Annotated in this window: 9 protein-coding genes; 4 read left to right on the plus strand and 5 right to left on the minus strand. The window is 49.7% G+C overall.

The genetic code is table 11. The features are described from left to right. Positions 1–39 precede the first annotated feature (39 nt). Entirely contained in the window at positions 40–6,345 is a 6,306-nt protein-coding gene (locus PSHG_RS28635) for a S8 family serine peptidase (protein ID WP_010277835.1), read from the minus strand. Positions 6,346–6,648: 303 nt separating this feature from the next. On the opposite strand from PSHG_RS28635, the gene PSHG_RS21975 reads away from it, so the two are divergent. Together PSHG_RS21975 and PSHG_RS31055 are read left to right on the plus strand one after the other, a co-directional pair. Next, positions 6,649–6,906, plus strand: a complete 258-nt coding sequence (locus tag PSHG_RS21975; protein WP_010277836.1) for a hypothetical protein — start codon at positions 6,649–6,651, stop codon at positions 6,904–6,906. A 249-nt stretch (positions 6,907–7,155) separates the two neighbouring features. Further along, positions 7,156–7,323, plus strand: a complete 168-nt coding sequence (locus PSHG_RS31055) for a hypothetical protein (protein ID WP_010277839.1) — start codon at positions 7,156–7,158, stop codon at positions 7,321–7,323. 72 nt (positions 7,324–7,395) lie between these two features. Here PSHG_RS31055 and PSHG_RS21985 read toward each other — a convergent pair whose 3' ends face one another. The 3 genes from PSHG_RS21985 to ade all read right to left on the minus strand — a co-directional run bounded on the left by PSHG_RS21985 (position 7,396) and on the right by ade (position 11,324). Beyond that, positions 7,396–8,145 carry an AAA family ATPase gene (locus PSHG_RS21985; protein WP_010277842.1) on the minus strand — a complete coding sequence of 250 codons (750 nt, stop codon included), beginning with the start codon at positions 8,143–8,145 and terminating at the stop codon, positions 7,396–7,398. 553 nt (positions 8,146–8,698) lie between these two features. Further along, positions 8,699–9,118 (minus strand): DUF6220 domain-containing protein, encoded by a 420-nt coding sequence (locus tag PSHG_RS21995; RefSeq protein ID WP_235782102.1) that lies wholly within the window; start codon positions 9,116–9,118, stop codon positions 8,699–8,701. Between the two features lie 376 nt (positions 9,119–9,494). Beyond that, positions 9,495–11,324 (minus strand): adenine deaminase, encoded by a 1,830-nt coding sequence (gene ade / locus PSHG_RS22000; RefSeq protein WP_010277847.1) that lies wholly within the window; start codon positions 11,322–11,324, stop codon positions 9,495–9,497. Between the two features lie 335 nt (positions 11,325–11,659). On the opposite strand from ade, the gene PSHG_RS22005 reads away from it, so the two are divergent. Both PSHG_RS22005 and PSHG_RS22010 read left to right on the plus strand, forming a co-directional pair. Beyond that, a complete protein-coding gene (locus tag PSHG_RS22005) occupies positions 11,660–11,962 on the plus strand; it encodes a DUF2089 family protein (RefSeq protein WP_010277849.1) in 303 nt (100 codons plus the stop codon). After that, the gene (locus PSHG_RS22010) at positions 11,962–12,282 is read left to right on the plus strand and encodes a hypothetical protein (protein WP_010277852.1); all 321 of its coding nucleotides are present in this window, start codon (positions 11,962–11,964) and stop codon (positions 12,280–12,282) included. Before PSHG_RS22005 ends, PSHG_RS22010 begins: the two co-directional genes overlap by 1 nt. A gap of 53 nt (positions 12,283–12,335) precedes the next feature. Here PSHG_RS22010 and PSHG_RS22015 read toward each other — a convergent pair whose 3' ends face one another. After that, on the minus strand, positions 12,336–14,600 hold the full coding sequence (locus PSHG_RS22015) for a helix-turn-helix domain-containing protein (protein WP_010277855.1): 2,265 nt from the start codon (positions 14,598–14,600) through the stop codon (positions 12,336–12,338). Between the last annotated feature and the right edge of the window lie 42 nt (positions 14,601–14,642).

Here is a 14,642-nt window from a genome sequence, read left to right on the forward strand (position 1 = left end):
TAATTCCGCAAGCCATCGGTTTCGGGATTAAACTCGGGATTAAACCTGCAGCAAATTAAGCTGCCTTAACACCTTATAGAGCAGCGCAGCTGCTTGCGCCCGGGTAGAGCCTTCCCGGCCAGCAAACTGATTGTCTCCCATTCCAACCACCCATCCCTGGTCGTAAGCATAGCGAATAGCCGATTGGGCGTCTGCGGATATCTCATCCCGGTCTGCGAATGCCAGTTCTGACGGATAGTCTGTCAAATCTGTCCCTAGCGCTTTGACCAGATTGAGCACCATCTCTTCTCGCAGCAGTGTTTCATGCGCATCGGGTCTCGCAGCGTAATAAGACCATGGGTGATCTAATCCTGCAATGCGATCGAGCAAAGCGGCAAATTCCCCCCTCGTGATTAGCGCTTCCGGGGAAAACTGGTCTGTCCCGCTGCCTGTAATGATATGCTGGGAAGCCAATACTTCAACATAATCCTTACCCCAATGGGAGCTAATGTCCTTGAAGGTCCGGTTATATTCCATAATGGCATAAGCTCCCGCAGGCTCTACCTCCAGCTCCAGCAGCTCCCCTTTACGCAAGGATAATCCCTGGAAGCCCCATTCTCCACTTTTATCGCTATATATAGCGGTTTTTCTTGAATCGGATAGCAGGCTGCCATTCGTTCTCAGACGAAGGGTGACCAACGGGAGAACTCCCTTCTGTTCCGTCTGCAGGGACACGATTGAAGACACCATTACTGCCCGACCATTCCAGAGCAGTTGAGTCTGCCCGAGCGAATCTTTCTCCAGGCCGATGCGAATAGTCAACTCTCCCGCATCATCGATTAAATCCGACAGCGCAGCTTCGGATAATTCCAGCTCGAAATCACGATGGATAAGCTGTAGCGTCCTGCCTGATTCTATCAGCTGCCCTGCAGCCGCACGGTCCAGCTTAACCGTTACGAAGCCATAGCTTTCGAAAGAAACTGAGCTCAAATCGCAGCTGACAGGTGCTTTTCGCTTAAGCGGTTCACCTCTCAATTGATCCGTTAAATGCTGGCTATCAAGCAGCAGAACCGCTTCCTCGCTGCCGTTTTTCCATTGCTGATTCAGCCGGCCGATTACCTTGTCCTTGCTCGTTATCGGTTCGGAATTGTCCACGAGAATAGGAAAAGGTCCATAGTATCCAGGCCGGCCAGGTGATTGCGGCTGTTCTGGAACCTCAGGCTCTTGTGGCTCTTGTGGCTCTTGCGGTTTTCCCGGCTCTTCCGGCTGCTGCGGTTCCCCTGGCGTGCCCGGCTGAGCGGGCTTACCGGGTCCTTCCGGCCCATCCGAATCACCCGGCCCTCCCGGTTCCTCCGGTCTATCTGGATCTCCCGGCGTTCCGGGCTCTTCCGGTTTTCCGGGCACAGGGTCTTCACCTGCAGCTACGCGCACCCGGACTTCCGTACGGAATTGCTCATAATTGACGTTGATGACCGCATCCCCAACACCAACCGCATAAACTCTCCCGGCTGAATCCACAGCGGCTACCTTCTCATTGCCTGTCGTGTAGCTAGCCAGATGGGTTACCGGAATCCATCTTCGCTCCGGTGATTGAGACAGAACGCTTTCCCCAGTCGAATCTTGATAAACTTGGCGTGCTACGCTCGCCGGGAAGTCGGAGTAGACGCCCTCACTCACCGGTTTGGGAGCAGCAGCTTCCCGCTTAACCTTGACCACTTCCGCCCATATGCTTAATGGTGCCGATTCTCCTTGTTTGAGCGTTAAGTCAGACGGCCGGGCCATTATCGCCACAATTTCTTCATCGGCACCCGGTTTTTCTCTGACCTCCAGCTCGACATCAATGCTCCACTCCTCGTAAGTTACTGCAATAACCGTTCGTCCGGCTTTAATTCCCTTGACCGTACCATAACGGTCAACTTCGGCCACATCAGGCTCTCGGACGGTAAATTCGGAATGCGAGGTTACGTTAACCGCTTCACCCGATTGCCTGATCGCATGAACCGTTAATGGCAGCTCCTCCCCCTGAAGCACAACGGGATAAGGAGGATCGGCCTTAAGACCCGTTATCGGCGGCTCATTTTCCACAGGAGTCACGAGCGCGCGGATCAGGAAATTTCCCTGAGCTGTCGGCTTTTGCCAAACTTCATTTTCCATCCTGAAGGAGCGGCCGCTGTCCACCCCGGTTTCATCGACTGCCAGTCCCGGCACATTTGGATAGTCGCCGGATTGGATGTAGGCCACGTAGAAATCGCCATCAACCATAATTGGATGAGGAAAATGCACTTCCGTCCACTGGCCGTCCGACCGTGCCCGGCCTTCATACGGACCGGCAATCACGTTCCCGGCCAATCCGTCATGGCGATCAGCCTCGAACAAGGCATATTGAAAGCTGCTTCCTCCCGGATCGGGCCATCCTTTCGTTGAGAAGTAAAATTTTGCCCCTGTTACCTGCACCGGCTGTTCAGGACTCATCCGAACTCCGTAAGCATTCCCGGAAGAGGAAAAAGCAACCGCATTATCCTCTGAGCCGGAATCATAAGCCAGCTCCCGGCTGAGTCCCCACACTCTATGAAAGGTCAAGGCCAACTCGCTTGTCTGATCTCCTGCAATCGATACCGGGATGGTTAAAGAGTCGTAGTCTTTTTTCGCCGCGGACAGCGTATAGTCTCCTTCATAAGCCTCCAGCACAAAGCTCCCCTCATCATCCGTATAGGCAGCAGGAACATGCGCATCCTCCAGCAGCTTGACGCTAACACCGCTGAGCGGATTGCCGTCTTTATCGGTAATCCTGCCGCTTACCTGACCCTTGCTTAACGGAACAAGTGTAGCATCAAAACGGGAAGTTCCCCCTTTGCTGACCTGCACGCTGCCGATGTGAGGATGGTAGCCGTAAGCTTCCACCTTTATGTTGTAGTCACCGGCAGGATGAACAAGGGAATAAAGACCTGATCCTGATTCGGTGCGCGCGGACTGCCCCGTCTCCTCAATCGTCACCATAGCGGAAGCGGGAAGCTGCTTCATCTGATCCGGGGTGAACTCCTCTTCGTAGTTAGCCTGTGGACCTGCGGTGGTATTGAGCAGCTTCGGCGGCGCCTGTTCCCCGTCCGGTATTCGGGCCGGCTCTTCTTCCGTACTTTTATAGACGGCTGACTTGACCGGCTCGGTTTCTCTCACCTCCACGTCGTCAATATACCAGCCTGCAACATACAAAGAGTTTCTGCTCTCCAAGCGGAAGCGAATTTGCACTTGATGCCCGAGAAATTCGTCACGTATGCGAACTTCTTCGAGAAACCACCATTTGGAAGGCCGGCTCGTACTGTAGGCATTAGTCAGCATATATAACGGAGACCAGGTAATTCCTCCATCCTTGGTGATCTCCACGTATCCTCTATCTCCATCATCCAAATCGAACCAATTCTGATAATAGATAACCGCATGTCCGGCGGCAGTCAGATCAATCACCGGCGATACCAGGCTCCGGCTGGTCTGGCGCAGCATGTCTCCGCTCAGATTGGTTGCCCATACCCGATCGCCTGACGGTACGGTTTTCGGTCCTCTGGCATATGCGGGGTCCGGGACGCCCCATGCCCAGTCATTCGGCTCACCGTTGATAGTCCATCCCAGGTTCTCACCTTCAAAATCATCGCTAAAAATCTCTTCCCCTCCGGTAAAGGTCCAGGAAACCTGCCCGGAAGGAGCGCTTTCCGCAAGGCTATAGGTTCGCGATGTAAGGTAATAGTAATAGGTTCCCTTTTGCGGCACAGGCTGATCCCCATAGGTTCCGCGCGAATAGACGGCAGAGGAGCTGGTGGCGCCTATTTCTTCAAACGATCCTTCCTCTCCCGTAGCGGAGCGATAAACTACATACTCCTTAATCGAATCATCCTCTACTTTGTCCCAGTTAATAATTACCCGGCCGGGCGTATTGCTGCGAATCTCCACGCCTTGCGGAGCTTGCGGTACGCCTTCCGCTGGCAGCTCGAGAGCAATATCGTCGATATACCAGCCCTCATCCGAGCCGTTCTTTCCACGCAGCTGAAAAGCTACATAAATCTGCTCCCCTCTATATGGCGACAAGTCAATATAGTCAATTTCCCACGCCCCGCTGCTGCGTTCATACAGTTTGGCCAATTCAAACTGCACTTCGGATTTGTCGGTGCTGTTCCGCGGTCTCACTCCGATCCAGACCTCCGCCGTATCCTGAATAACGTCCATCCAGCTCCCTAATTTGTACCAATGTCTAAAGGACAATATCGTGTGAGCGCCATCCCTTAAATCAATAATCGGCAGCACAAAAAAACTTTCGGTGCCGACAGGGTAATTCCCAGCGAGCACTGTTGCCAGCACTTTCTCGCCGGAGTAAGCGGCTAACGGGCCGCTCTGCGGTTTCCCCCACTGCCATATTCCCGGATTGCCCTGAAATTCGAAACCAGCTATATCCGACTCGAAGTCTTGATAGTATCCTGCCTTGATACCTTCTGACACGCTGACCTCAACTAAGTCGGTCTGCGTCTGATTGCCCGCATAGTCCTCTGCCCGCAGCTGGTATTGAATTCCCTCTAACAACAGATCCTCAGCAGGGATCACCGCTTCATAAGTTCCGCTGCGGCGGTTTCCGGATACAAGGCTCATCGGCAGCACCATCCAATCGGCTGTGCCTGCCTTGCTGATTCTAAGCTCTGCCTCCTTGACTCCAACGTTGTCCCTGATTGCGGCACTTATTGTCTGGTCTGCCGCATTAAACATCAAATGAATGGGGGTATGCTCGATCGCAGGCCTGATATCATCATGCCCTTCAACTGTAATCTGCCCCTCAATCCGTCCGGTTCCGGACGCAGATACCGAAGAGACGGCACGGAAAGCGTTGACTTGACCCCATCCGTATCCATGATTGGGGACTTGCGGGAATTGATCGTCCGTCAGCGGCTCAGCCGTTTCGCTTAACAGCTTCTCCAATTCATCAACTTCAAGAGAAGGAGTAGACTGTAAAATCAAGGCGGCAACCCCTGCCGTATGCGGGCTGGCCATCGACGTTCCGCTCAAGAGGCCGTAAGTATGGCCAGGCAGCGCAGAGCGGATGTTGACCCCCGGGGCCACAAGATCCGGTTTAATCTCACCGTATGGAGAGGGGCCCCATAAGGAAAAATCAGCCAGCTGCCTATGCCGGTCAACCGCTCCTACTGCAAAAGAAGAGGGATAGTTGCCGGGAGCAGTGATTGAGCCGTCGCCGCCCGGGTTGGTGGAACGGACATTGCCGGCAGAGAATACGGGTAAAATATTCGCAGCCCTCCAAGCCTCAACAATTTCCAGAAAAAACTCATTCTTGCCGCTTCCGCTTCCCCAGGAATTGTTGACAATATCCGGCGCAAGCGAAGGGAACATCTCTCCGCGTTCGTTGCGAGGAGCGAGGATCCACTCACCTGCGTCGAGGATTCCTCTGTCAGTCGCCGTGCCTTCCGAGTCAAATATTCTGACAGCAATCCATTGGGCTCCAGGGGCTACCCCAATGGGCAGCTCTCCCTCCACCTTGTTTCCTGCCATGGTACCCATAACATGAGTCCCGTGACCGTCGCCATCATAGGGCATCCGCCGCTTCTCTGCCGTAGCATCATACCAATGAAGCTCCGGCCGCTGCTCTTCGCCAGCATTGTTCCCCCGCCAATTGGCTGCCAGCGCCGGATGAGTGTAATCTACGCCAGAGTCCATATTGGCTATGACTACACCAGTTCCGTCGTATCCCATTTCCCATACTTGAGGAACGCCGATGTTGCTCAGATTCCAGGGGTAAACACCTGGTTCCGAAGCGAGCTCCATTACAGCTTCCCCGGTTCCGCCAGCCTCGTACTCCAGGGCGCGGGTGCGGTTAGGCAATATCTCTTCAACTTCATCCAGTTGAGCTAGCTCATTCATTACTGCCTCCGTGCTGGTAACCGCTATAACATTAACTATGTAAAAAGATTGGTACTCCTTGACTTTACCGGAAGCTGCGGCTTTCTCCAGGTAGGCGGCCACATCCGTCTGAGCTTGTTCCGCGGTCTCCTTAAGCGCATGGATAACGTAATTCCGCGCCATCAATTTGGCTTTCAACGGACTTGCCTTAGTTTGCAGCGAGTGCTGTTCCGCCAAGCGGGATGCTTGATTCACGTCCGCTTTTTCCTTTAGCTTGACCAAATAAGTGACAAATGCCTGTTGGTTGAACTCCTCCCGAACCATAAGATCCACTTTGTCCTTGGTCTGTACCGTTCTACCCTGGACCGGCTTATGGGTTTTCTCCTGCAGCGCTGCATAAGCTGTCATCGGCAAAGATGACAGCATTACCAAAAAGCATAAAAACATGATTAAAATTGTGCTTGTTCTATTTCCCACGTTAAACTCCTCCCCCGATATTGGTGTAAAATCCTTTTCCAAAGCACAGCTGAATTTTGTCATCGGATTTTTTTAGTGAAACATTTTTTATTATATCAAAATATTTTTCCTTTGGTAAATTTTTTTCTGATAGATATTAAAAAACCTTTAAAATAAAGGATTTTTACGTAAAAGATCATATGAGAACACTTTTGCCTGATTGGAGATTTTTTGTTACTATAGAGGAACGAAATTTTGTTTTTCAATTTTTTTGCCCTACAGAAACTTATTTCTTGATTAAATACATGAAAAGGAGATCTACCTATGCTCTGGATTCAAGCTGTCGCTGCCTTGGTCATTTTATTAATTGGACGCATCCTGTTTTACTCCCATGTAAAGAACGATACCTTATGGATCCTAGCTCTTCGCTACGGCGGTTTTATCGGAATCACGATATTGGCAAACCTTTATTTAGGTGCACTTCTAACATGGACTTTACTGCTCATGATTCCGCTTTGCGGGTTATGGGTACACAACAGATCTGTTCGCAAGCACGGTAATGAGAAACACGATAGATCATAAAGGATACGATAGATAACAGTGGAAAGATCGATAATAGCAGAAACGTTAGCATGAGGAATGGAGCTGAGGGAGGATGTTTTTAACGACATAAATCATTTAAGTTTCCGACAGCTTGGAGGCCTAACATTTATCGGGATCAAAAAAGGCCCTGCTGCTACTCCTTAGTCGGAACAGCTCAGAGCCTATTGGGAATATACTTGCTGGACCTTGTTAGGTTTGATATAGTCGATTCTTGGGAGGGATGCACGAATGATCCTGTTAGAATCGCTTATCGTTGCCGTTGTTATTTTCGCGGGCTGGGTGCTTTTTGATTGGTTCAAGTCGAAAAAGCTGTCGCGGGAGTCATTGGCCCAATCCGCCTTTATCGGCTTTCTAGGTGCTTTGGTCTGGCTAATCCTGGGATTATTGCTCCCTTAAGCTTGAGTTTGAGCTGGATTCATCCGGCTCGAATGCTTCCAACTTGCTGGACCTGGCGGAGCCGAACAGCAATCAGCTCTTAAACAGCTCGTTGATCATCTTCTCTTTATTATTGAGAAATTCCCTGTAAATGGCGAAATGGTCCGTCTCCTCAAGTGTCCTAACGGTGATTCCTTCCGGGGTTAAATAATAGAGAATCGAGTTCGGGTAGGCCATTAGAATAGGAGAATGGGTCGAGATAATAAATTGTGAATTCTCTTGTACCAATTGATGGATTCTCGCTAGCACAGCCATCTGTCTGACTGGTGATAACGCGGCCTCCGGCTCATCCAGGATATACAGGCCATTGCCGCCAAACCGATGTAAAAAGGTTGAAAAAAAGGACTCCCCATGGGATTGCTCATGCAAAGACTTCCCGCCGTAAGATAGAATCAGCGGAGGACCGAAAGAATCTTCTCTGTCCAAATCATCGATATTTGACGCCAAGTTATAATAGGATTCAGCCCTAAAGAAGAATCCGTCCCTCGGTTTCTTGAATCCTTTCGCCAATCGAATGTAATCATGTAATACAGAATGAGTGGAACGCGTGGAAAAGGTAAAATTGCGTGTCCCCCCTTCCGGGTTGAATCCCAAGGCTACAGCTATAGCTTCCATTAACGTCGATTTACCTACTCCGTTTTCTCCGACGATATAGGTGACTTGAGGATGAAACATTAGCTTGTCCAGCTGCTTGATGGCTTCTATATTGAACGGATACTCGCCCGTCGTTGGAAACTGCTCTTTTCTAAGTTCTATCCATCTTAAAAATGAATCCTGTCCCACTTTCCCACCTGCCCATGCTCATTAAGTCATTATCTGGCGGTTGCTGTGATTAACTGCCGGCTCCTCCCCCATTTCCATTCTGCCCTATGATTTCGGTAAGAGCCCCATACATGCAAACGCCTCACGTTTTAACAAATCTTCTTATTACTTCCTCATCCCAAACCTGTACTTCGATGTATCGTTCCGGCCCGCCTGTTCCGTCGGAAAGGGCCATGCTCGTATTCATAAAAATGATATAAATCATACTTCATTCAGATTCCCCCACCCCATGCACATAACAAAAAGGATTGGTCTATTAGTTAATTTTTTTGAAGCTAGTTATCCTCTTTGTGGCTAGTTACCTTTTTGTGGCTAGTTACCTTTTTGTGGCTAGTAAGTAACCTCTCTTTGAAGCTGGAAGATTCGCACAATTTATAGCAAAACAACCAGCCCTTGATCGTGGTTTCTCTCAGGCTGGGTCATCGATTGTTTAAGCATTTCATTCTTCATTATACAATCGGTTGGTGAAGGATGATAGTGTTGGGGGCAAGACAATGGAACTGCACCTATACTTTTATACTTTTTTAAATTGCCGCTTCATGGCTTGAACAGCTACATGGAACGAAATGGAGAACATTGCCATAGCGATGACCGGATGGAGCGCCCCTGCTGCACTCACATTGGCCGTGAAGTATTGGGCAAAGATCAGAAGAAACAGCGCCAGGCTTTGCCAGAGCCATGCCTTGGGCAATTTGCCTGCAAAAGCGAAGACGAGCATCAAAATAGGCAAATAAGTAAACATTTTGATGAATAGGTTATGATGGCTCCAATATGCTGCATCTGTAAAAAGAGCCAGTCCGGCCAAAAAAATCTGGATGGCTATACAAACCGCAAATAGCGAAGCCAGAACTAAAAACGTTTTTGAAAATCGGATCCCCTTACCATGGTGATTCGTCATTTGTACCATTCCCTTTCTATTTCGGACTGTGATCATAAAGCCCGATCCTACAGGAACGGCTTTATCTCCACCTTATAGTAGCAGGGAATGGTTGCAAACTTATGACGAAATGTTGCGCATTCTTTGAACTTCGCCTTAGCATGTATCCTCACGGAAAGCCCGTAATAAACGGCGAATGTAGAGACGAATGAAGGGGTAATTTTGCAAAGGTTGTGGATTAAGGAATAATGATATAGAGGGGCTGTCCAATAAATTTCTGGACAGCCCCATATGAATTACCGCTGCGATTACGCGTGAATTGATTAAGGGGGGACGTAATGGGTGGTTCAGCATGGCCTCATTCTCCCCCAGGTGCTGCTATCCTCCGCAAGCAAGCCAGCGAACATTAGTCGGTTCGAAGATGCTTTTCTTCTTATTCCCCTTCTAAGAACAGCGGCACGATTTTAAACCCTTCTGCTGTCGTTTTGATCAATCCGATATCGGACAGGCGAAGCTCGGGAACGACAACCAAAGCGAGCAGAGACAAGGTCATAAATGCATAGTTCATCGTGCATCCGGCCTGTTTAAGAGCTTCGCTAACTGCCCGCGACTTCTCAGCGACCTCTTCGAAGGGGGCGTTCGACATCAGCCCGGCCACCGGCAGCGGCAGAGTCGTTACCCCATTCCTGGTAACGACACTTATTCCCCCTTGGGCGGAGGCAACGGCATTGGCCGCTTGCGCCATCAGCTCATCATCATTACCGATCACCATCAGATTGTGGCAGTCGTGGGCTACAGTTGTGGCGATTGCAGCGGGTTCATGGAAGCCGACGTTGCTTACCAAACCGTGTGCCTGATTGCCATTGATGCCATAGCGTTCAATTACCGAGATTTTGCACAGATCGCGATCCGGGCCGATCTGTACGCGTCCATCCCGGACCGGAACGTCCACAATGATTTCCTGCGTGTCCACATGGTTTTCCCGGACTCCGATCGTTCTCGCCTTCACTTCACCGGATTCGATCGGGGCGGCAATAATGAAGTCTTCGGCCTTCAGGCTCCGCTTCAGGCGAACTGACGTAACCGCCTCCTCCGGATAAACGAACTCGTCCAGCTCAACGGTCATGCTCCCGTTCTCAGCCACAACCTGGCCCGCACATATTGTCATGACCACATTAATGTCGGCCAGATTGCCGTCAAGCATAATGATATCGGCGAAATTACCAGGACTGATGGAACCAACGTCACGGGCTACTCCGAACCTTTCAGCCGTATTAATCGTTGCCATTTGAATAGCTGTGACCGGCTTGACCCCTTGCTGGATGGCGTGCCGGACGACAAAATCAATATGGCCTTCATCCACCAGTGATTCCGGGCTGCGGTCGTCCGTAACAAGAATCATCCGGCGGCTGTCCAGGCCCCGCTCGGTATGGGCTTTAATCGTGGCAGCCACATCATGCCAGGCCGATCCTCTGCGCATCTTGGCATACATGCCAAGCCGCACGCGCTCGATAACATCTTCAGCCGTTACCGGCTCATGATCTCCGCTCACCCCTGCTGCAGCGTAAGCCGACAGCCGCCAATCATCGACAGGCCAAGTGAAATGACCGTCAACAACACGGCCGGCTCTTAGCGCCGCTTGAATTTCTCCGATCATTTTAGGATCGCTGAAGACAACGCCCGGGAAGTTCATCACCTCGCCAAGAGCGATCATGTCCGGCCCCCAGGTGAAAGCTTCAGCCACTTCCGCCGGTCCGATATTGACTCCGCTCGTTTCGAGTTCCGGACCGGTCGATGGGACGCACGAAGCCACCTGCATATAGGCAGCCAGCGGGGTAGCCCGCGCTTCCTCCAGCATCAGCTTTAGCCCAGGAAGACCCAGCACGTTGGCAATTTCATGCGCGTCAAAAAAACCTCCGGTTGTCCCTTTAACCAGGACCGCTCTGGCAAACTGCGTTGCAGTGATCTGGCTGCTTTCGATATGGCAGTGGCCATCCAGGAATCCAGGCGACACATAACGGCCGCGTGCATCGATTACTTGGGTCTCCTCCCCGATAAGATGGCTGGCATCCATCCCGACATAAGCGATTCTCGAGCCTTGAACACCGATGGAACGGTTGTCCAGGATTTCGCCGGAACATACGTTAACAAGCTTGGCATTGGTAATGACCAGGGTTGCCTTTTTATCACCCCGGGCGGTTGCCACCAAATCAGGAATACAGTCAGCCAAGTCAGGTCTGGCAAATCGGTTTGTGTTAGTCATCAGTTGAAATCTCCTTTGGCTATATGGGAATACCCCTAGTTATATCCTTATTATAGTAGGATTAGAGGCGGAAGTAAAAATTGAAGCGGATGCTACCGATTGGAGCAGCGTAAAATCGAAGCGGATGCCGCCGTTTGGAGCAGCGATATAGGGCAATAGTCGAAGATTAAAATGTCGAAGATTAAAATAATGAAACATGCAGTTAACGCTAGGCAATGAAAAGAAAAATAAAATCAAAAATTTATATTTACTTTAATTATATTCAAGTGTACAATTAATATTATTAAAAATGAGTTGAAGTGTAAAATTGATATTGTTAAAAAGGAGGCGGAGCTATGGCTATTGAAGTTGTTCCGGAATGGATGGTCAACCTCGAAGATGAAGATATTGTGTTCATCAAAAAATTTTTACTGGCTTCCGGTTCATTGAAGGAGGTTGCCAAGCAGTATGGAGTTACCTATCCAACGGTCAGGCTCCGTTTGGATCGGCTAATTCAAAAAATTCAAATTAGTGAGGACACTAACAACGAGCCGTATATTGGTTTGATCAAAAGGTTGGCGGTCAATGAAAAAATCGATTTTGACACGGCAAAGATTTTAATATCCGAATACAGAAAAAGCACGAAGGAGAGCGAATAATGGCGATAGGAGCTAACTTATTGATTACCTTGATCATCATAGCCGCTGTAACATGGCTGCAAATCTTTCTCTCCAAAAAAGAAAGCAAGTGGCCCGGTCTCGTTTTACCATCCATTTCTTTTATCTATTCATTACTTACGGTATTGTTAATTGCAGTTGATGACAAAATGTCGGCGTGGGAGGTTTTCGGATTAATTGCGTCCACCTTTTTTATAGCGAATATTCCAACCATCATTTTGCTGGCTGTCTATTGGGGCTGCCGGGAGAAGATAAGACAAAACAAAGCTCTTGAGAAAATGAATATCCAAGACTTGGAATAAGTGAACTGGCCCCTTTCACTTTTTATCTTTTCCTTTCGCCCAGGCCGCCGATTCTAAAATTGGCTGCGGTATTGGCCTGGCGTCATCCCGGTTATTTTGCGGAAGGTGCGGATAAATCCGGTGGAGTTCGTATAATTAAGACGTTCCGCGATTTCCGTAATTTTCAGATCACTTTCTTTCAGCCAGGTTTTGGCCACATTCATCCGGTATTCAGTCAAATATTCGATGAACGTAACCCCCACCTCTTTCTTGAATACGCGGCTGAGATAGACCGGATGAAATTTGAGCTGTTTGGCACAGGATTCAAGCGTGATGTCCTGATCGTACTCCTCCTCTATAATGCGAATCATCTGATGAGCTATATTAATATATTGGGTATCGATCCGTCCCTTCAAAAAGGCAATAACCGGAGGCAGCAGCTTCGTCCTGAACCATTCCGTAATTTCCTCTACCGTATGCAGCTTCATAAATCGTTCCATTACCGATGTGGAGCCCAGCAATCCGTCCAATGAACCGCCCTGCTGCTGAACGATCCGGTAGATTCGGCTGATCAATTGAATCATGATCATTTGAAAATCGTTAAAGCGGATGTCTCTATCCATGATTAAAGCAACATAGTCGCTGTACTGCCCGAATGCCGCGCCCGAATCCCCTGTTTTGAGCGCATTGATCAAATCATCCTCGGCCTGTTTCCATGAAGCGGAAGGATGCACCCCGTTACTGGCAGCTTCCTCAATATCATCGTAGCTGATAATAATTTCGTTGCCGAGGCTGATTCTGCGCTTAAGCGCCTCCAAGGCTTGCGAATAAGCACCCATCGCATCCTTATATCGGTCAAATGCACGGCTGATGCCGATACTGACTTTAATCTGCAGCAGCTCTTCGACCTTCGTCTTAATCTTTTCCGCCGTTTCATGGAAATAGGCTCTCAGCTCTTCCGGGTTATCTGTATTGCTTCTGAGCAGGGATACCTGGGATTGTTCCAGAAGCAGAGACCCGACCATACAGCTTGGCGGAACAAGCTCCCCTACTATATTGTTAATGGCAAATAACAGCAGCTCCCTGTCGCTTTCCAAATATTTGGAATGGTGGAGGCTGTCGATCTGCAAAGCGATGACCCCCATCGCCTTTCCTTTGCCGGCGAAGCCGTATGCCTCTGATTTATGTAAAAATTCGCTTTCGGTAATCTGCCCCTTAAACAGCTTGAGCAGAAAAAATTCCTTCATCTGGCCACGCTGGCCATGCAGCTGATTCTGCAGCTGTTTGCGCGTACTGAACAAGGCATTGAACCGCTCTTCAATGAAAGCGAATTCATCTTTCCGTTTACGGCTTTCTCCGGCCTCCCCGAAACGTTCCAGCGTGTCGAACAAGCGGCGGATCGGCGAATACATCCGGCGTGAGCCATAGAATGCCAACGCCGCGATCAGAATGAAGATAATAAGACATGCGTTCGCTGTAATCACGGCTATCTTTCGCGATTCCCTTGTCATGTCATCAATGGAGACAACCGATACATACGTCAAAAAATTATGAGGGGATACGGTATAATTTACGGCCATCGCTGCATCCTCGAAGTACCCCTCGTCTTCTTCGGCCGTTTGCAGCCTCGTCAGTACAGACTCCGGGATCGGCGCCGAACCCGGATTGGCCAACACAGGCTTCCGCTCGCGGTTAAGTATATGAATGCTTCCCCATTGCGTATACTGGGCCAGATCGTTCTCCAATACGCTAAGTGACATATCAACAATCAGCAGCGCTTTAGGTTCGGTAGAGGAGGCAATCATCGGCAGCTTGATGACTAGCTGCATCTTCTTCCCCGGCTTGTTCATACCGGCAGCGGAAGACTCTTCCGTTCCGCCATCCGAAACGAGCCAATAGAAATTTTGGGGATGCTCCGCGTAATCCCCCAGCCACTCAGGATCCGGCTGCTGCTGGTTGCGTTTAAAGCCCAGGTTGCTGATTATCCAATCGTGCTCCAGATTGATTAGACGCGTTTCGGACACGCCCGGAAAGGAATGCAGATTGTACAGCCCCTTGGACAGATTGGATATCGTCTTGAAATCGTCAAAGGTCAATTCATCGTAAACAGAGTCTGATGCCAAGGGAGAGTTGATATACTGTACAGCCCCCATCTCTACGTTCCTTAATAACTGCTCCATTCTCATCTGGTTCTGCAGCAGGATTTGTACATTACCCTCGTTAACCTTCTTCTCAATGTCCCGGGAAGCGATATAAAAAGAAATCGTGCCGATAGAGATGACCGGTACGGCAGCCAATAATAACGTGAACAGGAGCAAACGGTAAAAATATTTGGGCATCAGACAACCTCTCTTTCGCACCAAGCAAGCAGCCTCCCGGCA

It is taken from the genome of Paenibacillus senegalensis JC66 (genome assembly GCF_000285515.1).
In the GTDB taxonomy this organism is placed as follows: domain Bacteria; phylum Bacillota; class Bacilli; order Paenibacillales; family NBRC-103111; genus Paenibacillus_L; species Paenibacillus_L senegalensis.